Raw genomic sequence first — 19731 nt, forward strand, 5'->3', positions numbered from 1 at the left:
ACTGTTCATAGCTGGTCGCAACGTTGATCCGTCTTCAGAGCATCGGCATTGGTGGAGATCCGTAGTCTTCCAGTCCGCTTGATGGGCGATGTGGTCATGATCGATTTGCTGAAGTCAGTCCGAACGCTGTGATTGCACTCCCCCTAATCCTGCTGGGGCTGGCCTGGCTGCAGGAGCTGCTGGACCAGCTGCTGTTCGCTGGACGCTGGAATCTCGCTATGGGTCCAGGCACGCCGTGGTGGACCTTGTTCACGGCTCCTTTCAGCCATGCCGGGCTGGGGCACCTTGTAGCCAACAGCCTTGTATTTCTGCCGCTCAGCTACCTGGTGCTCGCCCGAGGCACCAGCGCTTATCTGGCTGTTTGGATCTCAGTAATTCTTCTGGAGATCCCGATCTGGCTGGTGTGGCCTGTGGGAGCCCATGGTCTGTCTGGAGTGGTCTACGGGCTGCTGGGGTTTCTTGTGCTGATCGGCTTCCTGGAACGACGTCCGCTGACGATTGTTCTCAGCACAGTGGCTGTGTTGCTTTATGGCAGCGCTTTGCCGGGTCTGCTGCCCTGGGCCTCTCCTGCTGGCGTGAGCTGGATCGGCCACGCATCAGGATTCATCGCAGGTTTGATCGCTGCGCTGGTGGTGAGGCGCTCACCTGGTGAGCTCCAGGATTAGTCGGCACTGGTGTCATCGTCAGAGGTCTGGAGCAAAAACCGCTGGGAGAGCTTCACGGCCAGGACCGCGGCTGCAGCCCCATAGCCGATAAATGTGGCGGCCTGACCAAAGCTGCCGGTCTCATAGAGATCGGCATTGAGCAGCACCCAATCCACCAATGACGAGGCGGTGCCCCAGATCACCACCCAGACCGAGACGTAGATCACACCGCGTGTCGTGCTGTTCACAAAAAAGAAAACCGCCAGCCATGACGTTAAGGGAACTCATGCTGCGCATCCTTTCAGTCGCGCCTCAACCAGGGATCCGCACCTCCGAACCAATCGCCGAGATCATCGCGATCCGGCCGATGCTCCTGATCAGGTTCTGAAGCTCCCAGATCCAGCTCATTGAGGAAACCATCCATGCCACTGCGATGGTGCCCAGCGAGTTGTTGCCGACGGGCCTGGCGTAACCACGACGCAACGGTGCGATCGCAATCCGCAAATTTCTGCAAGTAAACACGTTCCTCGAGGCTGACGCTGGTTCCAGAGGCCAGGCGTCGGAGGATGGCTTGAAGCTTGAGCCGAGTGCTGGTGGTGAGCATGGCCAGATCACGACGTCTTGGAGGCGTTGTAGGCAGCTACAGCGACACCGTTGTTGTGATTCACACCATCTTCCAATCGCGACAGTGCGCCGTGCTGTGGCTACAACCGCAGCAGAGAGGCCATGACGATGGGTGATCCCAGCAGCAATCAGGAGCAACGTCCTGTGGTGATTCAGCAGGGAGGCAATGGTCTCGGCCTTGTGCTGGCTGCCTTGATCGTGGGTGGAGCCATCGTCTACGCCGTGAACATCTGGTCGAACACCCAGCAGCAACGCATCAAAGCCCCTGCCGAGGCGATTCAAAAAGGCGTTGAATCCGTCAAGGAAGCTCTTCAGCCCGGCTCCTGAGAACTGCCAAACCCTTTTGGTTTAAGCAGGCTCAGCCTCCTTCCATCGATTGCTGATGGCTGTGCTGGCGAAACATATCGCTGGCGTCGTCTGCAGGCAGCGCGGGCTCCGAGGATTGCCGCTCCGAGGATTGGCGCTTCGAGGAGATGGCCTTGGCGGAGTTAGCACCGCAGGGATTGGCCCCTTCAGCATCAGCCTGCTCTTCACGCTCAACAGCTCGCAGGTAAGCCTGCTCGGAGCCGGAGTGAACCTTGCGATGGGCGGAGGCCATGGCTGAACAGCCGGGTCTGCACCCAATGTCTCACTCCTGTTCAATCGCTGCAATCATGACGAGCCGAGCAGCAAGGCCATGAAAAAGAGAGAACGGGCTGCCCTGGTGCTGGATCGACTGAATGAGCACTACCCGGAACCACCGATTCCTCTCGATCACAGCGATGCCTTCACCCTGCTGATCGCGGTGCTGCTCAGTGCACAGTGCACCGACAAAAAGGTCAACGAAGTCACGCCGGCTCTGTTCGAAGCGGGGCCAACGCCTGAAGCCATGGCCGCACTGGGCGAGGACGTCATTTTCGGCCACATCCGCCAGCTTGGTCTGGCCAAAACCAAAGCGCGCAACGTGCACAAACTGGCGCACATCCTGGTGAATGTGCATGGCAGCCAGGTGCCTGCAAGCTTCGAGGAACTGGAGGCATTGCCCGGAGTGGGGCATAAAACCGCCAGCGTGGTCATGGCTCAGGCCTTCGGGGTCCCTGCCTTTCCCGTCGATACACATATCCATCGGCTCGCCCAGCGCTGGGGATTAAGCAGCGGCGAGAGCGTGGCGCGAACAGAACGGGATTTGAAGGCGTTGTTCCCTGAGGAGCACTGGAACCGACTGCATCTCCAGATCATTTTTTACGGACGGGAGTACTGCACGGCCAGGGGATGCGACGGCAGGGTGTGTCCTCTGTGCAAGGAGCTTTACCCGAACAGGCGCAAACCGGTGATCTGGAACAAGCCCTGATGCGACCCACCGCGAGAACCATGCAGGCCAACCACCTCAAGCCACCGATCGCCCTCACAATCGCCGGAAGCGACTCCGGTGGAGGCGCAGGGCTGCAGGCAGATCTGCGTGCCTTCATGGCCTTCCAGGTGCATGGCTGTAGTGCCATCACCTGTGTCACTGCGCAGAACACCTGCGGCGTGGAGCGTGTGGATGCTCTGCCGCCCGACGGTTTGAAGGCGCAGTTCCAGGCCGTGCAGAAGGACTTGGCCATTGACGCGGTCAAGACCGGGATGCTGCTGAACATCGAGCTGATCAAGGCCACCGCGGCGATGCTCGAACCACTGACGATCCCGAAAGTGATCGACCCGGTGATGGTGAGCCGCACCGGGGCTGTGCTGCTGGAGGAACAGGCGATCCAAGCCATGAGCCAGGAGCTACTGCCTCAGGCGACCCTGCTCACGCCCAACCGCCATGAAGCGCGGTTGCTGAGCGGTCTTGTCTTGGATGACGCCAGTGCCGTTGAAAAGGCGGCGGCCATCATCCATTCCCAGGGGCCAGCAGCGGTGCTGATCAAGAGCGGCAGCGACCCGGCCCATGGCGGACGCGATCTGCTCTTCGACGGCACAGCACACTGGCTTACCGGGGACTGGGTCGACACCCCCCACAGCCATGGCACCGGCTGCACGCTGTCGGCAGCGATCACCGCATGCCTGGCGCGTGGAGACACGCTCAGGGATGCGATCGACAAGGCGCGCAACTACGTCAAACAGGGCCTCAAGCAATCCCTGGCCATCGGCCATGGCCAGGGACCGATCTGCCATTGGGCGATTCGTTAGCCAAAAACAAAAGCCGACAAAGAAAAAGTCAAAAATCCGTTACAGTCCTAAACATTCGCGTTTGATCCATGGACAACCAACAAGCCAGCGAAAAGTGGTTCCAGGATTCCGCTTCCCATGCCATCCACGCCGAACAGCTGGAACGCGTTGAACGTTTCAATGGCCGTGCCGCCATGCTCGGGTTTGTGATTGGTGTGCTGACGGAAGCCATCACCGGCCAGGGAATCATCCATCAGATCGGCCTTGGTCCACTGGTGGATGGCTATGCCGCCTGCAGCACCAAGTTCCTGCCGTTCTGTTTCTGATCAGTTTCCTGATCCAGCAGCCCTCACCCCTAGGGTTGAGGGCTGTCAGACCGGAGACATGGCTCGCAAGCGGCGCAAACTCAGTAAAGACATGGAGGCTGATATCAAAGCAGCCCAAAAAAAGGTGGAATTCGTTTCGGCCATGATCCGAGACATCCGTGAAGAGGACATTCAGAACGAATACGCCGAAGCTTTTTCCAGAGTCCACGCTGCCTGCACCCACCTCGCTCAGCTGTATGTCACCGATGGCGTGACCGAAGAAAGTGAAGGCACCCTGGCGCTCTACAAAGGCCTGCTGAGCCGGTTCGAGGAGGAATACGAGCTCTGAGCTGGCTGAAGTGGCTGCTCATCCATGGATCTGGTGAGGGAACCCGGTAAAAACGAACCGTCACGTCCAGAGCACGCCATGGCCGACCCCAGCGATCGTTCCTCATCCAGCTCTGACCCGCGCTGGTTTGTGCTGCTGATGGCGAGCCGCTGGCCATTGGCCGTGGCGCTGGCCGCCTGGGCCGTCGCAGTGGCAGCGATCCAGATTCTGCGCCAGCCCATTCCAATCGGTCTGCCTCTCAGCCAGCCCCTGCCCGTGAAGCTGGTTGGTGGCATCACAGTGGATCAGCTCACGGCACCTGTGCGGGTCAAAGGCGAAGAACCTTTGATGATCCAGGCCGCTGAAACGCTTCCTGTTGCAGGCGATGTCGCTGTGCCCAAGGGCGTGGCTGTCAGCACACCTGTGCAGGTTGAAGGGGGTGTGGCGCTTTCAGGTCCCGTCACGGTGAATGAAGTGACCCAACCCGTGACTGTGCAAGGTGAGGATGGTGATGCGGTTTTGGTCGCAACCCCGGACGGAGAGCGCTTGAACGTGTTCGGTGGCGTGAGAGTGGATTCGGTCGGCGGCAAGATCAGCGTCCAACTCCGCGATGCCGCCAAATCTCTGCTGCCCATCCCCTAGCGATGACTTCCACACCATCCGTCGGCGACCTGCGATCTTTGCGCCTGGCGGTGGTGGGACATCAGGAGTGGGTCACTTTCCTAGAGGTGGACGCTTTGCCACAACCAGGCTGCATCAGTCGAGCGAGCCGTTCCCTTGAGGAGCCAGCCGGTGCGGGCGCTGTTGTCGCCGTGCAACTGGCACGCCTGACTGGTCAACCCGTGCTCTTCTTCACGGCCCTTGGTCGTGATGCGATTGGCGAACGCAGCGTCCAACGCCTGAAAGAGCTGGGAGTGGAACCCGTTGTGGCCTGGCGTGACGGCCCAAGCCGTCGAGGGATCAGCTTGACGGACCCAGGAGGAGACAGGGCGATCACGGTGATCGGCGACCGGCTCACGCCCATGGCCCATGACGCACTCAGCTGGGAACGGCTCGCTGACTGCGACGGGGTCTTCGTGTCCGCAACCGATGCGGCTGGGCTGCGACTGGCGCGGCAAGCCAAGATGCTGACGGCGACACCCAGGCTGCGCTTACCCGTGCTGCAGGAAGCCTGCTTGCCACTGGATGCCCTGATCGGCAGTGGCCTCGACCCTGGTGAGCAACTGCCGCCAGGGTGCCTGGATCCATCCCCCAAATTGCAGATCGCCACCGAGGGCGACGCCGGCGGAGTGCTCATCCCTGGTGGCCGTTTCAACGCCGAGCCTCTGCCTGCGCCGATGGTGGAGTCCTATGGATGTGGCGACAGCTTTGCTGCAGGGGTCACGGCAGGACTGGCCGCTGGCTGGTCGGTGAACGATGCCGTGGCACTGGGTGCTCGCTGTGGTGCAGCTTGTGCAACACGCTTTGGCCCCTACGGCTAGAACCAAACCATCCTGGGGCCCCGCGATGAGCACCGATCTGCATTCTCTGGTGATCCCCCAGCTGGAACGGGTGCTCACCAACCTGCGCGACATCCTCGAGCGAGCCAGCCTTGATCTCGAGCAACGGGAGATCCCCGAGTCGGTTCTGCTCTCCAGCAGGCTTTACCCGGACATGTTTGATCTGCAGCAACAGGTTCAGGCCGCAACGGACATCGCCCGCAGAGGCACCGCGCGGCTGATCGGCGAGGAGCCGTCGTCAATGCCCGACAGCGAAGCCAGCTTCCCTGGCCTGATCAACCGCATCGACACCACCCTCAGCGCCTTGCGGGCGTTCCCGCCTGAAGCCTTTGTCGGCGGAGAACAACGGGGTGTGGTCATGCCGATCCCACGCAGCTTCGGTGGCGGCCAGCTGGAGTTCAAAGCCCTCGAATTCTTCACTGATTTCCTGCTGCCCAACGTCTACTTCCATTGCTCCATGGCCTACGCCATCCTTCGACACAACGGCACATCCATTGGCAAAGCGGATTTCCTGGGGATGAAAACAACGTGACGAAGATCGTTGCCGTTAATGGTCATGTTCAGAAGCTCTGAATACGGTGCTGAAGAGCGTCGATCCGAAGCGTCTGATGTCTGAAATGAAATGCCCTTTTAGTGGTCATACCGGTGCCGTCACGCCCGCTGGTGGCACCAGCAACGACCACTGGTGGCCCAATCAGATCAACCTGGGGATCCTGCATCAGCACCATCCGGCCTCCAATCCACTAGGAGACGACTTCGACTATCCGAAAGCCTTCGCCAGCCTTGACTACCAGGATCTCAAGGCCGACCTGCGGGCCCTGATGACGGATTCGCAGGATTGGTGGCCTGCTGATTGGGGGCATTACGGAGCGCTGTTCATCCGCATGGCCTGGCACAGTGCTGGCACTTACCGGACAGGCGATGGCCGCGGCGGGGCTGGTCATGGGAACCAGCGATTTGCGCCTCTCAACAGTTGGCCGGACAACACCAATCTCGACAAAGCACGACGTCTGCTCTGGCCGATCAAGCGCAAATACGGCAATGCCATTTCTTGGGCGGATCTGATCATCCTCACGGGCAACGTGGCGCTGGAGTCGATGGGATTCCGGACCTTTGGATTTGCCGGAGGGCGCGTCGACATCTGGCAACCCGAGGAGGATGTGTTCTGGGGTCGCGAAACCGGATGGCTTGACCACGATCGGACTGACGCACAGGGAAACCTGGATCAGCCGTTGGCAGCCGTCGAGATGGGCCTGATCTATGTCAATCCTGAGGGACCTGGCGGCGAACCCGATCCCGTCGCCTCCGGCCGGGATGTGCGCGAAACGTTTGCGCGCATGGGCATGAGCGTGGAAGAAACCGTGGCTCTGGTGGCCGGCGGACACACCTTCGGCAAATGCCACGGTGCCGCACCACCGTCACACCTCGAGACAGAACCGGAAGGTGCACCACTGCATGCACAGGGCCTTGGTTGGCACAACACCTTTCATTCCGGAAAAGCCGAGCACACCATCACCACAGGCATTGAAGGAGCCTGGAAACCGAACCCCACCCGCTGGGACCAGGGCTATTTCGAAATGATGTTCACCTACGACTGGGAACTCATCAAAAGCCCTGGCGGTGCCTGGCAATGGGTCGCCAAGGACGTGAAACCCGAGCACATGATTCCTGACGCCCATGTCGCCGGAAAGTCATCCGCTCCGATCATGACCACCGCCGACCTGTCGCTCCGGCACGACACGGTGATGGAACCGGTGGCACGAAGATTTCATCAAGACCAGGATGCCTTTGCCGATGCCTTTGCCCGGGCCTGGTTCAAACTGACGCACCGTGACCTTGGGCCCCGCGCGCTCTACCTGGGCCCCGAGATCCCTCAAGAGGTCCAGATCTGGCAAGACCCCGTTCCAAGTGTCGATCACACACTGATCGACACTGCCGACATCGCCAACCTGAAGCAACAGCTCCTGGACACTCGGTTGGGGGTCCCCGCGCTGGTGTCCACGGCATGGGCTTCGGCCTCCACCTTCCGCGGCTCCGATCGTCGTGGGGGCGCGAACGGCGGGCGGCTGCGACTGCTGCCGCAGCGAAGCTGGGAGGTCAACAACCCTGAACAACTGCAGGCGGTTTTGAAGGCCATCGAAGCCGTGCAGCAGCAATTCAATGCAGCTGCCACAGGCGGCAAGCAGGTGTCCATCGCCGATCTGATTGTGCTGGCGGGCTGCGCTGCGGTGGAAAAAGCGGCAGCCGACGGCGGCCACAGCATCACCGTTCCATTCCGGCCGGGACGCACCGATGCCAGCACGGAGCAGACCGACACCGCATCGTTCAACACGCTCAAACCTCTGGCGGATGGATTCCGCAACTGGCAGCGCCAGGGTCTACCGATTCGAGCGGAAGAGCTCTTGCTGGACAAAGCGCAGCTGCTCACCCTCAGCGCTCCTGAAATGACGGTGCTGGTGGCGGGTCTGCGGGTGCTTGGAGCCAACAGCGGCAACAATCGCCAGGGCGTGTTCACCAAGCGAATCGGCGTGCTCAGCAACGATTTCTGCATGAATCTGCTGGACATGACCACACACTGGACACCCGCCAGCGAAAGCCAGGACAGCTACGTAGGCCGGAACGGAGCCAACGGCGCCGAACGCTGGATCGCCAGTCGTGCAGATCTGGTGTTCGGGTCCAACAGCCAGCTCCGAGCCATCGTTGAGGTGTATGCCCAGAGTGACGGAGCTGCACGCTTCATCTCCGATTTCGTGCGGGCCTGGACCAAAGTGATGGAATTGGATCGCTTCGATCTAAACAGCTAGCGATCCATGCTGAACGCCCCCTCAAAAAGGTCCGGCGCCACGGCTCTGGCTCGCGCCATCCAGTCCCGGACCTTGGCGTCGGAGGCTGCGACGGTGCGACCTTCCTCGACGTTGCGGTAGTGATCAGCAACGGCCCAGGCCGTGGTGCGTGCATCACCGCCTACACGGGGAATGAGATGCAGGTGCAGATGACGGGCCCCCTCACCAAAGGCAATCGCGTACACGCGGTCACAACCTGACACCCGCTGCACCAGCTTTGAGGCCTGCTGCACCACCAGTCCCCACTCCCTTGCTTCCTCAGGGACAAACTCCATGGGGCCGCCGCAGTGTCGGCGTGCATCCAGGAGACACCAACCCGTCAGGGGTGCGGGGCCGGGATGATGCCGCAGCAACCAACGATCACTGCGCCAGATCTCATGAGTCTTGAGATGGTCTTCATCGCGATGGAGCGCACAGATTGCACAGACCTCATCGCCGGAAGAAGCATCCATCAACGCAAATCACAGATTTTTATCCACTCTGTCTGCGTCCCCAGAAAGGAGGCGGTTGTCTTCTCAGATGTTCTCTATAAATCAAGAAAGAAGAAGGGTTGGTCTTCATGTCCATCCGCATCGGCATCAACGGCTTCGGGCGCATTGGACGCCTGGCCTTCCGACAGGCCATGGCCTGTCCGGATGTGGAGGTTGTGGCGATCAATGATCTGATCGACATCGATTACCTCGCCTACCTGCTGCGTTACGACTCAACGCACCGACGCTTTCCAGGCGAAATCGACGTTGTGGATGGTCAGCTTGTAGTGAACGGCTCGATCATTCGGGTGACTGCGGAGCGGGACCCCGCCCAGCTGCGCTGGGGCGATGTGGGTGCGGACTACGTGCTGGAGAGCACAGGCTTTTTCCTGACCGACGCCACGTCACGACAACACCTGGCAGCCGGTGCCAAGCGTGTGGTGATGAGTGCTCCCTCCAAAGACGACACACCGATGTTTGTCATGGGGGTGAACCACAAGGCCTACGCCGGTGAAGCGATCGTCTCTAATGCCAGCTGCACCACTAATTGTTTGGCGCCCCTCGCCAAAGTGGTGAACGACAATTTCGGCATTGTCAGTGGTCTGATGACCACCGTGCACGCCACCACCGCCACTCAGAAGCCGATCGACAGCCCCTCCTTGAAGGATTGGCGCGGAGGACGCGGTGCAGGCCAGAGCATCATCCCCAGTTCCACTGGTGCTGCCAAAGCCGTGGGACGTGTGATTCCTGAATTGAACGGAAAGCTGACGGGCATGGCTTTCCGCGTTCCAACTCCGGATGTGTCGGTGGTGGATCTGACGGTCAATCTGGCCCAACCCGCCAGCTACGAAGACGTGAAGCACGCCATGAAGGGAGCCTCACAGAACGGCCTGTCTGGAATTCTCGGCTACACCGAAGATCCGATCGTGTCGAACGACCTGCTAGGCGAAAGTTGCACCTCCGTGTTTGATGCACAAGCAGGCATGGCCCTCAATAACCAGTTCATGAAGCTTGTCGCTTGGTACGACAACGAGTGGGCTTACAGCTGCAAATGCATTGATCTGATGCGTCACATGGAAGCCACTGCAGCCAGCTGACCAACCACCAGTGCGATGACAATGGATTAATCCAACATCAACGCACTGATCGAAGATCAGTGATCAAAGCTTTTGGGCGGAGTGACTAAGTCATTCCGTCTAAAAGCTCCTCTTTTTTTGTTGATCTGGGTTGACTTGAAGTCCCGCAATCAGAGGATTGCTCAAGAACGACTGATCACGTGATTGACCGCTTTCCAAGCAATAAAAAAGCCCCCTCGTGAGAGGGGGCTTTCCGATTCAACCGAAGCTGAATCTTTTTGAGACTTCAGCCTCAGGCTGTCTCGATCAACCGATGGCGGGAGCTTGCAGAGCCACAGGAGTGGTCTCAGCAGCAGCCAGGTCGAGGGGGAAGTTATGAGCATTGCGCTCGTGCATCACTTCCATGCCGAGGTTGGCGCGGTTCAGCACATCAGCCCAGGTGGGAAGCACCCGTCCTTGCGCATCAAGGATGGACTGGTTGAAGTTGAAACCGTTCAGGTTGAACGCCATGGTGCTGATGCCCATGGAGGTAAACCAGATGCCGACAACGGGCCAGGCAGCCAGGAAGAAGTGAAGGCTGCGGCTGTTGTTGAAGGAGGCGTATTGGAAGATCAGGCGACCGAAGTAACCGTGGGCAGCCACGATGTTGTAGGTCTCTTCCTCTTGGCCGAACTTGTAGCCGTAGTTCTGGGACTCGCTCTCGGTGGTTTCACGCACCAGGGAGGAGGTCACCAGGGAGCCGTGCATGGCGGAGAACAGGGATCCACCGAACACACCTGCAACACCCAGCATGTGGAAGGGGTGCATCAGGATGTTGTGCTCAGCCTGGAACACCAACATGAAGTTGAAGGTGCCAGAGATGCCCAGGGGCATGCCGTCAGAGAAAGAACCCTGGCCGAAGGGGTACACCAGGAACACAGCCATGGCAGCTGACAGAGGTGCGCTGTAGGCAACGCAGATCCAGGGGCGCATGCCGAGGCGGTAGGAGAGCTCCCACTGACGACCCATGTAGGCCGAAATACCGATCAGGAAGTGGAAAACAACCAGCTGGTAAGGACCGCCGTTGTACAGCCACTCGTCGAGAGAGGCAGCTTCCCAGATGGGATAGAAGTGAAGGCCGATGGCGTTCGAGGAGGGCACAACAGCACCGGAGATGATGTTGTTGCCGTAGATCAGGGAGCCGGCGACGGGCTCACGGATTCCATCAATATCAACTGCGGGAGCAGCGATGAACGCGATGATGAAACAGATGGTGGCTGCGAGCAGGCAGGGAATCATCAGCACGCCGAACCAACCCACATAAATGCGGTTGTTGGTGTCGGTGACCCACTGACAGAAGTTTTCCCAGCCGCTGCGGCGACCGCTGCGAATTGCAGTAGCCATAAAGCAAAAGAGAACGGATAAAAATCAGAACTCCCGCAGAGAGAGCAATGATTCGAATTCAGGCTATGGAGTGATTGATTTTTATCTGACGAATCACATCATTCGAGTCATCTCGAATCATTGGTTCATGTCAGCTTCATAAACACTTCATGAACAAACGTGAAGCGACAAAACAAGCGTTACCTCCTCTCTCGTGCAAAAGAGGATGAGGGAAAGATCAACCGATCGTGATCGGGCTCAGGTGGTCGACCAGCTCTGACCGTTCTGCAACCACTGACGCGCCTGCTGAGCAAAGCCATGGAGATCCAGACGCTCCTGCTCTGCAGCACGCGCCACCAACAAAGGAGCCTGACGCTTCAGCTCCTCAAGGTCAGGTTCGGAAACACCAGCATTCAGCGCCATCCAATCCGCCATGGATGCACCCACCACGCGGGTGAGATAGGCCGCACTGAGCGCTTGCATGGCTCCAGCCGCCAGCCAACTGCCGCCATCGAGCTTGGCCAGGCCAAGCAGCGCCTGACCGGTCCACTCCACCACGCCCTGGGCCAGAGCGGCGACCGCCAGCTGACGGGCCACCGCTTGCAACACATCTGCGCTCCAAGGGCAGGCCCAGATCTTGGCCATCTCCTTCACGAGCAAACCGTTGCCCACAACAACGGCCATCAGGTCAAGGCTGGGAACAGGGGATGCAGCCACGACGCCTGCCACAACCCACTGACTGCGCTGCAACAGCGACCGGAATTGCGTTCGACGCAACGCTTCCAGCTCCGCTTGCCATTGACGATGAAGATTGCCCAGCAAACGCTGGCGGGTGCGCTGACGCACCCGTTCCGACTGGATGAGCTGTTGCCGCACCGGTTGCAGCACCCCACGCAACTGACTGGGATCACCGGACCAGGTGAGAAGGTTTCGATGCCAGCGTTCAGGCAACTGGCAGCGCAAGGCATCGAGTGGATCGGTCGATTCCGTGCAACCCGAGGATTTCAACAACAGCCAGACCGGGCGGTCAAAGGGAAGCTGTTCTAGCCAGAGCAGATCGGCCGCACGGAGCGGTAGCGGCAACACGTGCAGCAGCACGTCCAGCTCTTGCAGATCCTCCGGCCAACGCCACGCTGTTGCAGTGACGGGAAGAGGCTTGGCGATGCAGAGATCCAGAGCTTTGACACCAGCCATCGCGCTCTGGAGCTGATCGGTGGCTGGAAGCTCGGTTCCCTGAGTCGCCACAACCCCAAGACTGAGAGGCGCATCGAACTGCTCAATGCGTCGCAGCTCGGTCTCACGCGGTACACGCAATGCCGTCAGACCAAGGGCTGACTCCAGTTCGGCGAACTGATGCAGCACTTCCTCGCAGCGTTTGACCCATCCCTGCAGTGAGACGGGTTCGCGGAAGCTGGGGCGCTTCGGCGGCTTCGCCAACCACCAGATGCCGACCCCTGCCGCCAGCACGCTCAGGCCACCGCCTGGAAGATGCATCACGTCGGCCAGCAGCCACTGCCCACTGATGAGGACACCAGCGGACACAGCCAGAGGTCCCAACACCCGAGGAGTCACCAACGCGTCCTTCAACGACTGGGAAGGGATCGTGGGTACCGGAAGCTGCACTGGGATTTCACTGACGAGGCTTTCCTAGCTCACCTTCAGCGCTGCGCACCAGGAAACAGAACGATTTCTCTTCTAACGACCTGAAAACTCATCCAGAGCGGGAAACGGATCAGCAGGCCCCTGAAACCGTGGGGTGATGCGTCACACTTGCGCCTGACACCAGGCCTCAGGCCATGACTGATTCCTACAGCGATTCCCGCCAACAGGGCGGACAGGGCGATGGCGGCCGCGAAGGCGGACGTGGCGGCCGCGGAGGACGGGGCCAGGGAAACCGCGAAGGCGGTGGGTTCAGAATCAGACTGAGCGACAACGAAATGCGCTCCGTTCGCGCACTGCAGGAAGCCTTCAACCTGCGCTCGACCGTGGCAGTGCTGGGCTTTGCCGTCAGAACTCTCGGCCAGATGCTTGAGGAGGGCAAGCTCGATGAGCTGGTGGCTCAGCAACGCGCCCAAGGCAACCGTGGCGGCGGTCGTCGCGATGACGAACGGGGTGGACGCAGGGGAGAGAGTGGCCGAGGCCCTCGCCCTGACCCCTTCGCTCGCCCCGCCAAGCCACAACCAGCCGCGGCCGAGTCAGAACCCAGCACTGAAGACGAGTCCAACGCTGACGTCGAGCCCAGCACCTCCGAAGTGCCGGCAACAGACGCTGAAGCGATGGCTGACGCAGCGGATTCCGCCAAGGACGCAGCAACCGAGGCCTGATTCATGGGGCGGCCACGCGTTCTCTCGGGTGTTCAGCCGACCGGTGCCCTGCATCTGGGCAACTGGCTGGGGGCGATTCGCAACTGGGTGGATCTCCAGAACGATCACGACACCTTTTTCTGTGTTGTGGATCTGCATGCGGTCACGGTTCCCCATGATCCGCAACGGCTGGCTAACGACACCCTGACGACCGCCGCTCTGTATCTGGCCTGCGGGCTGGATCCAGAGAAATCCACTGTGTTCGTGCAGAGCCAGGTGACCGCCCACAGCGAACTCTGCTGGCTTCTGAACTGCATCACCCCCTTGAACTGGCTGGAGAGAATGATCCAGTTCAAGGAAAAAGCCCTGAAACAAGGAGACAACGTCTCTGTGGGTCTCCTGGACTACCCGGTGCTGATGGCCGCGGACATCCTTCTCTATGACGCAGACCTCGTGCCGGTCGGTGAAGACCAGAAGCAGCATCTCGAGCTGGCACGCGATATCGCCCAGCAACGGATCAACGCGCGCTTTGGCTCGGAGGAGACCCCGATCCTGAAAGTGCCCAAGCCGATGATCCTTAAAGAAGGGGCCCGGGTGATGAGCCTCACCGACGGTCGCAGCAAGATGAGCAAAAGCGACCCCAATGAGGGCAGTCGCATCACTCTGCTTGACCCGCCAGAGCTGATCACCAAGAAGATCAAGAAAGCCAAGACAGATCCCGAGCGCGGCCTGGAATTCGGAAACCCCGATCGCCCGGAAACCGACAACCTGCTCGGTCTCTACGCCATTCTCAGCGGCAAAGGTCGCGACGCTGCGGCCCTGGAATGCGCAGACATGGGATGGGGACAGTTCAAACCCCTGCTTGCAGAAGCTGCCGTGGCGGCCCTGGAACCAATCCAACAGCGCTATCGGGAGCTGATGAACGACAGGTCCCAACTGGAATCTGTCCTGCGCGACGGACGCGAACGCGCCAGCGTCGTTGCAGAAGCCAATGTTCAACGCGTGCGGAAATCGATGGGCTTCCTGAGTCCCAGCTGATCAATTACGCAGCAATTAAAAAGTTTCGCTAATCCTTAAAGACAGCTGAGAGCGGAACCCGTATCAACAGCCACAAACCCAGGGGTTGCGCGGCTTCAGGCCTGTCTTACAAGTCCAAAGACAAGATTGACCTGAGTTTTTCTACCCATGCACACGCTCTGCTCTCCGTCAAGGGGGGCCGGGACACTCTCGCCAGAGGGCCGCGATGTTGACGAAGGTAACGACTCCTTTGTTTCGGAGCGTCCCGTTTGCTTCATCGCGTCACCAAACAGATCCGTCCTCTGACACAACCCGCTCCTCAGCTGCTGGGCATCGGCGCCCTCAGCCTCGGACTGATGCTGTGCATGGGACAGAGCCTGCAGGCAGAACGCTCAATCGAACGGGAACAGCAACAACGCACGGTGGCTCAAGCTCTGAACCCCCACCGTTCAACGGCCACCTCTACAGGACCCTCCGACGCGGCTTACGCGATTACTCCCGAACGTCGTGCACTGCTCAACACCATCCGCTATGCCGAAGGCACCTGGAAAGAAGGGAAGGATCTGGGCTATCGCATCCTCTACGGAGGCGGACAATTTCAGGACCTCTCACGCCATCCTGATCGCGTGGTTGTGAAGCGATACGCCTCTGCAGCCGCAGGCGCCTATCAATTCCTTCCCGGTACCTGGAGAGACGTCTCTCGCAACCTGGATCTTCCCAGCTTCGCCCCTGAGCACCAGGACCAGGCAGCGCTGCACCTGGTGAAGAAACGCGGTGCACTTCAGGAGGTTGACCGCAACGGCCTTACGAAGACAGCCATGAACAGTCTGGCCCCCGAATGGGCGTCCTTCCCAACGCATGCCGGCCACAGTGCCTACGGCCAACCGGTGAAGACCCATGCCGAGTTGCTGGCCTTCTACAACGACAACCTGAACCAACTGCGCCAGGGAGCCTGACGCCCATCAGGCGGGCTGGGGCCACCCCAGCGTCAACCAGCCCCATAGACGCACCAACCAGTAGATCAGCAGCGCGGCTATCACCATCCCCAGAAGCTTGGCGCGCCGACGCGTGAGCTTCGGCAGGGAATCCCCCCTCACGCCCTGCCGCCAGCCGATCCAGGCCAATCCGACCACACTGGGTGGACCGAACACGTGCAGCTCGAGGGCTTCGCCAAGATCGCCATGGAGCGAGGCCATCACCGAACGGGTCAGAAAGCAGGTGGGGCAGGGAATGCCCGTCCATGCCCGCCATGGACATCCAGGCAATGGAAGCGGCCAACCTTTGGACCGCAGCCACAACAGAGCCAAGAGAGCCAGGCTGGCCAGCCCTGTTGACCGCGTCGACCGGCTCGGACCTGTCATCGCGATGCCTTCGCAACGCGCGCGGACAGGCCCCAAACCTCCATCACCAATTGATGCCAGGGAGCCATCGCTTCCATCGACACCGCTATCGCCTCGGGGCTGGCTCGAACCAGGGCGCGCGTGGCTTCGATCGCTCTGAGCCCCTCCTCGACCCTGACCGCCATGCGCTCACGTTCCTGCGGTCCCATCACCGAATCCGGACAGTCCTGCAACAGCTCTTGGCCCCGGTGAAACCAGTGGTCAAAGTCCTTCAGCAGAGAGTCGAGCAGCGACTCCAGCAGTTCGTCGGCATCGGCATCCCGACCAGGCTTCATTGCATCAGCCAGACAGCATCCCCATAGGATGGCGAATCACGAGCAGCAGACGGTGAGCAGCGCGGCAGCAACAACTTCAGCCCCCTCGACGACGGTGGTGCTGCCTAAAACCAGTGAGAGTGAGCAGCTGCTGAAGATCCGACACTCCATGAGCCACGTGATGGCCATGGCGGTGCAGCAGCTCTTTCCCCAGGCCCGCGTGACCATCGGCCCCTGGACCGAGGGCGGTTTCTACTACGACTTCGATAATCCCGACCCCTTCACCGAAGCCGACCTGAAGGCGATCAAGAAGGGGATGATCAAGATCATCAACAAGAAGCTTCCGCTCGAGCGTGTCGAAGTGACGCGCGCCGAAGCAGAAAGCAAAATCAAAGCCCAGAACGAGCCCTACAAACTCGAAATCCTCGAGGGCCTGCAAGAGCCGATCACCCTTTACACCCTCGGTGAACAGTGGTGGGATCTCTGTGCTGGCCCCCACGTGGAGCACACGGGTCAGCTCAACGCCAAGGCCTTTGAGCTGGAGAGCGTTGCTGGCGCCTACTGGCGCGGTGATGAAACCAAAGCCCAGTTGCAGCGCATCTACGGCACGGCCTGGGAAACCCCCGAACAGCTGGCGGAGCACAAGCGCCGCAAGGAGGAGGCCCTACGCCGAGATCACCGCCGGATCGGCAAAGACCTTGACCTCTTCTCCATCGAAGACGAAGCCGGGGCAGGTCTGGTGTTCTGGCACCCCCGCGGCGCCCGCATGCGCCTGTTGATCGAGGAGTTCTGGCGCCAGGCCCACTTCGAGGGTGGTTACGAGCTTCTCTACACCCCCCATGTGGCGGACATCAGCCTCTGGAAAACCTCCGGCCACCTCGACTTCTACGCCGAAAGCATGTTTGGCCCGATGGAGGTGGACGAGCGGGAATACCAGCTCAAGCCGATGAACTGCCCGTTCCACGTGCTCACCTACGCCAGCAAACTGCGCAGCTACCGGGAACTGCCGATCCGCTGGGCGGAGCTGGGAACGGTTTATCGCTACGAGCGCCCCGGCGTGATGCACGGTCTGATGCGCGTGCGCGGCTTCACCCAGGACGATGCCCACGTGTTCTGCCTGCCCGAGCAGATCAGCGACGAAATCCTGAGGATCCTCGATCTCACCGAGCGCATTCTCTCCACCTTCGACTTCAGCAATTACGAAATCAACCTCTCCACCCGTCCGGAGAAGTCGATTGGTGAAGACGCCGTTTGGGACCTGGCCACCAAGGGACTGGTTGAGGCCCTGGAGCGCAAGGGTTGGGCCTACAAGATTGATGAAGGCGGCGGCGCTTTCTACGGGCCCAAAATCGACCTCAAGATCGAAGACGCCATCGGCCGGATGTGGCAGTGCTCCACGATCCAGCTGGATTTCAACCTTCCGGAACGCTTCGAGCTCGACTACATCGCCGCTGATGGCAGCAAGCAGCGGCCGATCATGATCCACCGCGCCATCTTCGGTTCGCTGGAGCGTTTCTTCGGGATCATGACCGAGAACTACGCCGGCGATTACCCCTTCTGGCTGGCCCCTGAACAGGTGCGCCTGCTGCCGGTCACCGATGAAGTGCAGCCTTACGCCGAACAAGTGTTGGACCAACTCACCAGGGCTGGCGTTCGCGCCACGATCGACCGCAGCGGTGACCGGCTCGGCAAGTTGATCCGCACCGGCGAACAGATGAAGATCCCGGTGCTGGCAGTGATCGGTGCCAAGGAAGCGGAGCAGAACGCCGTGAGCCTGCGCAGCCGTCGCGATGGAGATGTCGGTGTCACACCAGTGCAGGATCTCCTGACTGCCGCAACAACCGCCAACGCCGAACGCGCTGCAGGCCTGCAGTTCCCCGCATGAGCAGTTCACCCGTGCAATGCCTCAAGGATCTTGAGCGGCTGCGATCAGCTCCCGACCTCAGCGCTGAGGTTGTGGCCAACCTTCGCAAGGAACTGCTGGAAGCCCTCGCCAGCACCAGTTGGTGCACGGTCGGCGTGATGGCCCCATCCGCAGACCAGGCGCTTGAGACGCTTCGATCGCTCGAGACGGCCTTGGCATGGCCCGCCCTGGAGGTTGTGGAGGGAACCGATCAGACCGGTCCAGTTTTTCTCAAAGCCAATCAGCAGATGGGCACGGTCAGGGTGCGCATCGAGCACGGTCTGGGCGAGGGAATTCTGATCACCGGTCATCACAACGATGAGGCACAGATCAGCAGCACCTGGGGGCCGCTGCCGCTGGATTTCTTCTGATCCTCGACGCCAGCCAGCCAGGTGTCCTACTGCTGATCAGCGGAGTCCAGCAGCACGAAAATGCTTGCCGATTGTGCGGGCCAGCATCAGCCTTGATGGATGAGGCCTGACCCGCACCCATGGCAGCCAAGACCTATCTCGCCGGAGATCTTGGAGGCACGAAAACCTTCCTTGCTCTCTACCGAGACGCGCATGGGCAGCTCGAGCAAGCCCACAGTCATCGCTACATCTCGGCGGAATGGCGTGATCTGGAATCGATGCTCGTTCACTTTCTCGAGCAGGCTCCGGAGGAACTGTCCAAGCCCGACACCAGCTGCATTGCAGTAGCAGGGCCCGTGCGTCATGGCTCGGCACAGCTGACCAACCTGTCATGGACGATGAGTGAGGCGTCGCTGCAGGCCGCCACAGGCCTGCAGAAGCTCGAACTGGTGAACGACTTCGCCGTTCTCATCCATGGATTGCCCCACTTCAACGATCAACAGCAGGTGGTGCTGCAGATCGGTCGTGGTCGCACCACTCCGGCACCCGCAGGCGACGACAACGGTGCGGTCGCGATCCTTGGAGCAGGCACCGGCCTGGGGATGGCCCGTGGCCTTCCAGCTCCCGATGGCTGGCTGGCTCTGCCCAGCGAAGGCGGCCACCGGGAGTTCGCCCCGCGAACAGACGATGAATGGGCTTTAGCGCAATGGTTGCGCAAGGACCTGAACCTTGAACGCCTCTCGATCGAGCGGATCGTGAGTGGCACCGGCCTCGGCCACGTGATGCACTGGTTGCTGCAGCACGACCAGGCCGCGGGTCATCCCTTGGCCAAGCATGCCCACGCCTGGCGCAACATCCCTGCCGATCAAGCCGGTTACGAAGATCTGCCGGCGCACACCGGCAAGGCGGCGGCGGCGGGCGATCCCATCGCCGCCGCCGCGCTCCGCATCTGGCTAGGTGCCTATGGATCAGCGGCCGGGGATCTGGCGTTACAGGAGCTCTGCGTCGGTGGACTTTGGATTGGGGGTGGAACCGCTGAAAAAAACCTGGATGGACTGCAATCCGAACAGTTTCTGGAACCCCTGAGAGCCAAAGGTCGCTTCCGCCCCCTGATCGAGTCCATGACCATCCGTGCGGTGATTGATCCAGAGGCTGGACTTTTTAGTGCGGCCTGCCGGGCGCGTGATCTGGCGGAGTCGGGTGGGACACTGGCCTGAGAAGAACCG

The 19731-nt window shown here is 60.5% G+C and carries 26 protein-coding genes; 18 read left to right on the forward strand and 8 right to left on the reverse strand.

From position 1 onward, the window contains the following. Positions 1-128: 128 nt before the first annotated feature. Positions 129-665: a rhomboid family intramembrane serine protease gene (locus tag SynNOUM97013_RS08510; RefSeq protein ID WP_186479356.1), complete on the forward strand. Its 537-nt coding sequence runs from the start codon at positions 129-131 to the stop codon at positions 663-665. On the opposite strand, the gene SynNOUM97013_RS08515 is transcribed toward SynNOUM97013_RS08510, so the two are convergent. Together SynNOUM97013_RS08515 and SynNOUM97013_RS08520 are read right to left on the reverse strand one after the other, a co-directional pair. Further along, positions 662-892, reverse strand: a complete 231-nt coding sequence (locus SynNOUM97013_RS08515; RefSeq protein WP_186479357.1) for a hypothetical protein — start codon at positions 890-892, stop codon at positions 662-664. The genes SynNOUM97013_RS08510 and SynNOUM97013_RS08515 overlap by 4 nt on opposite strands. Before the next feature lie 53 nt (positions 893-945). After that, a complete protein-coding gene (locus SynNOUM97013_RS08520) occupies positions 946-1248 on the reverse strand; it encodes a hypothetical protein (RefSeq protein ID WP_186479358.1) in 303 nt (100 codons plus the stop codon). Here SynNOUM97013_RS08520 and SynNOUM97013_RS08525 point away from each other — a divergent pair. Together SynNOUM97013_RS08525 and SynNOUM97013_RS08530 are read left to right on the forward strand one after the other, a co-directional pair. After that, positions 1247-1384 carry a hypothetical protein gene (locus SynNOUM97013_RS08525; protein ID WP_186479359.1) on the forward strand — a complete coding sequence of 46 codons (138 nt, stop codon included), beginning with the start codon at positions 1247-1249 and terminating at the stop codon, positions 1382-1384. The genes SynNOUM97013_RS08520 and SynNOUM97013_RS08525 overlap by 2 nt on opposite strands. Then, the gene (locus tag SynNOUM97013_RS08530; RefSeq protein ID WP_186479360.1) at positions 1377-1595 is read left to right on the forward strand and encodes a hypothetical protein; all 219 of its coding nucleotides are present in this window, start codon (positions 1377-1379) and stop codon (positions 1593-1595) included. Before SynNOUM97013_RS08525 ends, SynNOUM97013_RS08530 begins: the two co-directional genes overlap by 8 nt. Before the next feature lie 31 nt (positions 1596-1626). On the opposite strand, the gene SynNOUM97013_RS08535 is transcribed toward SynNOUM97013_RS08530, so the two are convergent. After that, positions 1627-1866: a hypothetical protein gene (locus SynNOUM97013_RS08535; protein WP_186479361.1), complete on the reverse strand. Its 240-nt coding sequence runs from the start codon at positions 1864-1866 to the stop codon at positions 1627-1629. Between the two features lie 78 nt (positions 1867-1944). Here SynNOUM97013_RS08535 and nth point away from each other — a divergent pair, with 78 nt between their 5' ends. The 8 genes from nth to katG all read left to right on the forward strand — a co-directional run bounded on the left by nth (position 1945) and on the right by katG (position 8331). Next, positions 1945-2598, forward strand: a complete 654-nt coding sequence (gene nth, locus SynNOUM97013_RS08540; protein WP_186479362.1) for an endonuclease III — start codon at positions 1945-1947, stop codon at positions 2596-2598. Beyond that, on the forward strand, positions 2598-3416 hold the full coding sequence (gene thiD / locus SynNOUM97013_RS08545; protein WP_255442684.1) for a bifunctional hydroxymethylpyrimidine kinase/phosphomethylpyrimidine kinase: 819 nt from the start codon (positions 2598-2600) through the stop codon (positions 3414-3416). Before nth ends, thiD begins: the two co-directional genes overlap by 1 nt. A 68-nt stretch (positions 3417-3484) precedes the next feature. Next, positions 3485-3721, forward strand: coding sequence for a high light inducible protein (locus tag SynNOUM97013_RS08550; protein ID WP_186479363.1), 237 nt, complete (start codon positions 3485-3487; stop codon positions 3719-3721). A 58-nt stretch (positions 3722-3779) separates the two neighbouring features. Then, complete coding sequence (locus SynNOUM97013_RS08555) at positions 3780-4049, forward strand: hypothetical protein (RefSeq protein WP_186479364.1); 270 nt, start codon at positions 3780-3782, stop codon at positions 4047-4049. A gap of 78 nt (positions 4050-4127) precedes the next feature. Further along, positions 4128-4670: a hypothetical protein gene (locus SynNOUM97013_RS08560; RefSeq protein ID WP_255442685.1), complete on the forward strand. Its 543-nt coding sequence runs from the start codon at positions 4128-4130 to the stop codon at positions 4668-4670. A 2-nt stretch (positions 4671-4672) separates the two neighbouring features. Then, on the forward strand, positions 4673-5509 hold the full coding sequence (locus tag SynNOUM97013_RS08565; RefSeq protein WP_186479365.1) for a PfkB family carbohydrate kinase: 837 nt from the start codon (positions 4673-4675) through the stop codon (positions 5507-5509). A gap of 25 nt (positions 5510-5534) precedes the next feature. Beyond that, complete coding sequence (locus SynNOUM97013_RS08570; protein WP_186479366.1) at positions 5535-6059, forward strand: DUF1993 family protein; 525 nt, start codon at positions 5535-5537, stop codon at positions 6057-6059. A gap of 76 nt (positions 6060-6135) precedes the next feature. Beyond that, positions 6136-8331: a catalase/peroxidase HPI gene (gene katG, locus SynNOUM97013_RS08575; RefSeq protein ID WP_186481534.1), complete on the forward strand. Its 2196-nt coding sequence runs from the start codon at positions 6136-6138 to the stop codon at positions 8329-8331. On the opposite strand, the gene SynNOUM97013_RS08580 is transcribed toward katG, so the two are convergent. Further along, entirely contained in the window at positions 8328-8822 is a 495-nt protein-coding gene (locus SynNOUM97013_RS08580) for an HIT family protein (protein WP_255442686.1), read from the reverse strand. The genes katG and SynNOUM97013_RS08580 overlap by 4 nt on opposite strands. A 107-nt stretch (positions 8823-8929) precedes the next feature. Between SynNOUM97013_RS08580 and gap the strand changes: the two genes are divergently transcribed. Then, positions 8930-9937, forward strand: coding sequence for a type I glyceraldehyde-3-phosphate dehydrogenase (gap, locus tag SynNOUM97013_RS08585; RefSeq protein WP_186479367.1), 1008 nt, complete (start codon positions 8930-8932; stop codon positions 9935-9937). Positions 9938-10222: 285 nt separating this feature from the next. Here the strand turns inward: gap and psbA are convergent, their stop codons facing one another. Then, positions 10223-11299, reverse strand: a complete 1077-nt coding sequence (gene psbA, locus SynNOUM97013_RS08590) for a photosystem II q(b) protein (RefSeq protein WP_186479368.1) — start codon at positions 11297-11299, stop codon at positions 10223-10225. Between the two features lie 237 nt (positions 11300-11536). Beyond that, on the reverse strand, positions 11537-12901 hold the full coding sequence (locus SynNOUM97013_RS08595) for a YcjF family protein (protein ID WP_255442687.1): 1365 nt from the start codon (positions 12899-12901) through the stop codon (positions 11537-11539). 173 nt (positions 12902-13074) lie between these two features. On the opposite strand from SynNOUM97013_RS08595, the gene SynNOUM97013_RS08600 reads away from it, so the two are divergent. The 3 genes from SynNOUM97013_RS08600 to SynNOUM97013_RS08610 all read left to right on the forward strand — a co-directional run bounded on the left by SynNOUM97013_RS08600 (position 13075) and on the right by SynNOUM97013_RS08610 (position 15554). Beyond that, on the forward strand, positions 13075-13602 hold the full coding sequence (locus SynNOUM97013_RS08600; protein ID WP_186479369.1) for a hypothetical protein: 528 nt from the start codon (positions 13075-13077) through the stop codon (positions 13600-13602). 3 nt (positions 13603-13605) lie between these two features. Then, the gene (trpS, locus tag SynNOUM97013_RS08605) at positions 13606-14619 is read left to right on the forward strand and encodes a tryptophan--tRNA ligase (protein ID WP_186479370.1); all 1014 of its coding nucleotides are present in this window, start codon (positions 13606-13608) and stop codon (positions 14617-14619) included. A 335-nt stretch (positions 14620-14954) separates the two neighbouring features. Continuing rightward, positions 14955-15554 carry a glycoside hydrolase family 104 protein gene (locus tag SynNOUM97013_RS08610; RefSeq protein ID WP_255443092.1) on the forward strand — a complete coding sequence of 200 codons (600 nt, stop codon included), beginning with the start codon at positions 14955-14957 and terminating at the stop codon, positions 15552-15554. Between the two features lie 6 nt (positions 15555-15560). Here the strand turns inward: SynNOUM97013_RS08610 and SynNOUM97013_RS08615 are convergent, their stop codons facing one another. Further along, positions 15561-15959, reverse strand: coding sequence for a DUF2752 domain-containing protein (locus SynNOUM97013_RS08615; RefSeq protein ID WP_186479371.1), 399 nt, complete (start codon positions 15957-15959; stop codon positions 15561-15563). After that, positions 15956-16273 (reverse strand): DUF2605 domain-containing protein, encoded by a 318-nt coding sequence (locus SynNOUM97013_RS08620; RefSeq protein WP_186479372.1) that lies wholly within the window; start codon positions 16271-16273, stop codon positions 15956-15958. Before SynNOUM97013_RS08620 ends, SynNOUM97013_RS08615 begins: the two co-directional genes overlap by 4 nt. Positions 16274-16301: 28 nt before the next feature. On the opposite strand from SynNOUM97013_RS08620, the gene thrS reads away from it, so the two are divergent. The 3 genes from thrS to SynNOUM97013_RS08635 all read left to right on the forward strand — a co-directional run bounded on the left by thrS (position 16302) and on the right by SynNOUM97013_RS08635 (position 19722). Then, positions 16302-18137, forward strand: coding sequence for a threonine--tRNA ligase (gene thrS / locus SynNOUM97013_RS08625; RefSeq protein ID WP_186479373.1), 1836 nt, complete (start codon positions 16302-16304; stop codon positions 18135-18137). Continuing rightward, positions 18134-18526 carry a DUF1824 family protein gene (locus tag SynNOUM97013_RS08630; RefSeq protein ID WP_186479374.1) on the forward strand — a complete coding sequence of 131 codons (393 nt, stop codon included), beginning with the start codon at positions 18134-18136 and terminating at the stop codon, positions 18524-18526. The genes thrS and SynNOUM97013_RS08630 overlap by 4 nt, the downstream gene beginning before the upstream one ends. 119 nt (positions 18527-18645) lie before the next feature. Continuing rightward, complete coding sequence (locus SynNOUM97013_RS08635) at positions 18646-19722, forward strand: glucokinase (protein ID WP_186479375.1); 1077 nt, start codon at positions 18646-18648, stop codon at positions 19720-19722. The last annotated feature ends 9 nt before the right edge of the window (positions 19723-19731 follow it).

It is taken from the genome of Synechococcus sp. NOUM97013, assembly GCF_014279815.1.
GTDB lineage: Bacteria > Cyanobacteriota > Cyanobacteriia > PCC-6307 > Cyanobiaceae > Synechococcus_C.

Coding starts and splice junctions, on each gene's coding strand:
- SynNOUM97013_RS08525 (WP_186479359.1), top strand. CDS start 1,247: ATGGCCAGATCACGACGTCTTGGAGGCGTTGTAGGCAGCTACAGCGAC.
- SynNOUM97013_RS08520 (WP_186479358.1), bottom strand. CDS start 1,248: ATGCTCACCACCAGCACTCGGCTCAAGCTTCAAGCCATCCTCCGACGC.
- SynNOUM97013_RS08530 (WP_186479360.1), top strand. CDS start 1,377: ATGGGTGATCCCAGCAGCAATCAGGAGCAACGTCCTGTGGTGATTCAG.
- SynNOUM97013_RS08535 (WP_186479361.1), bottom strand. CDS start 1,866: ATGGCCTCCGCCCATCGCAAGGTTCACTCCGGCTCCGAGCAGGCTTAC.
- nth (WP_186479362.1), top strand. CDS start 1,945: ATGAAAAAGAGAGAACGGGCTGCCCTGGTGCTGGATCGACTGAATGAG.
- thiD (WP_255442684.1), top strand. CDS start 2,598: ATGCGACCCACCGCGAGAACCATGCAGGCCAACCACCTCAAGCCACCG.
- SynNOUM97013_RS08550 (WP_186479363.1), top strand. CDS start 3,485: ATGGACAACCAACAAGCCAGCGAAAAGTGGTTCCAGGATTCCGCTTCC.
- SynNOUM97013_RS08555 (WP_186479364.1), top strand. CDS start 3,780: ATGGCTCGCAAGCGGCGCAAACTCAGTAAAGACATGGAGGCTGATATC.
- SynNOUM97013_RS08560 (WP_255442685.1), top strand. CDS start 4,128: ATGGCCGACCCCAGCGATCGTTCCTCATCCAGCTCTGACCCGCGCTGG.
- SynNOUM97013_RS08565 (WP_186479365.1), top strand. CDS start 4,673: ATGACTTCCACACCATCCGTCGGCGACCTGCGATCTTTGCGCCTGGCG.
- SynNOUM97013_RS08570 (WP_186479366.1), top strand. CDS start 5,535: ATGAGCACCGATCTGCATTCTCTGGTGATCCCCCAGCTGGAACGGGTG.
- katG (WP_186481534.1), top strand. CDS start 6,136: ATGTCTGAAATGAAATGCCCTTTTAGTGGTCATACCGGTGCCGTCACG.
- SynNOUM97013_RS08580 (WP_255442686.1), bottom strand. CDS start 8,822: ATGGATGCTTCTTCCGGCGATGAGGTCTGTGCAATCTGTGCGCTCCAT.
- gap (WP_186479367.1), top strand. CDS start 8,930: ATGTCCATCCGCATCGGCATCAACGGCTTCGGGCGCATTGGACGCCTG.
- psbA (WP_186479368.1), bottom strand. CDS start 11,299: ATGGCTACTGCAATTCGCAGCGGTCGCCGCAGCGGCTGGGAAAACTTC.
- SynNOUM97013_RS08600 (WP_186479369.1), top strand. CDS start 13,075: ATGACTGATTCCTACAGCGATTCCCGCCAACAGGGCGGACAGGGCGAT.
- trpS (WP_186479370.1), top strand. CDS start 13,606: ATGGGGCGGCCACGCGTTCTCTCGGGTGTTCAGCCGACCGGTGCCCTG.
- SynNOUM97013_RS08610 (WP_255443092.1), top strand. CDS start 14,955: ATGCTGTGCATGGGACAGAGCCTGCAGGCAGAACGCTCAATCGAACGG.
- SynNOUM97013_RS08615 (WP_186479371.1), bottom strand. CDS start 15,959: ATGACAGGTCCGAGCCGGTCGACGCGGTCAACAGGGCTGGCCAGCCTG.
- SynNOUM97013_RS08620 (WP_186479372.1), bottom strand. CDS start 16,273: ATGAAGCCTGGTCGGGATGCCGATGCCGACGAACTGCTGGAGTCGCTG.
- thrS (WP_186479373.1), top strand. CDS start 16,302: ATGGCGAATCACGAGCAGCAGACGGTGAGCAGCGCGGCAGCAACAACT.
- SynNOUM97013_RS08630 (WP_186479374.1), top strand. CDS start 18,134: ATGAGCAGTTCACCCGTGCAATGCCTCAAGGATCTTGAGCGGCTGCGA.
- SynNOUM97013_RS08635 (WP_186479375.1), top strand. CDS start 18,646: ATGGCAGCCAAGACCTATCTCGCCGGAGATCTTGGAGGCACGAAAACC.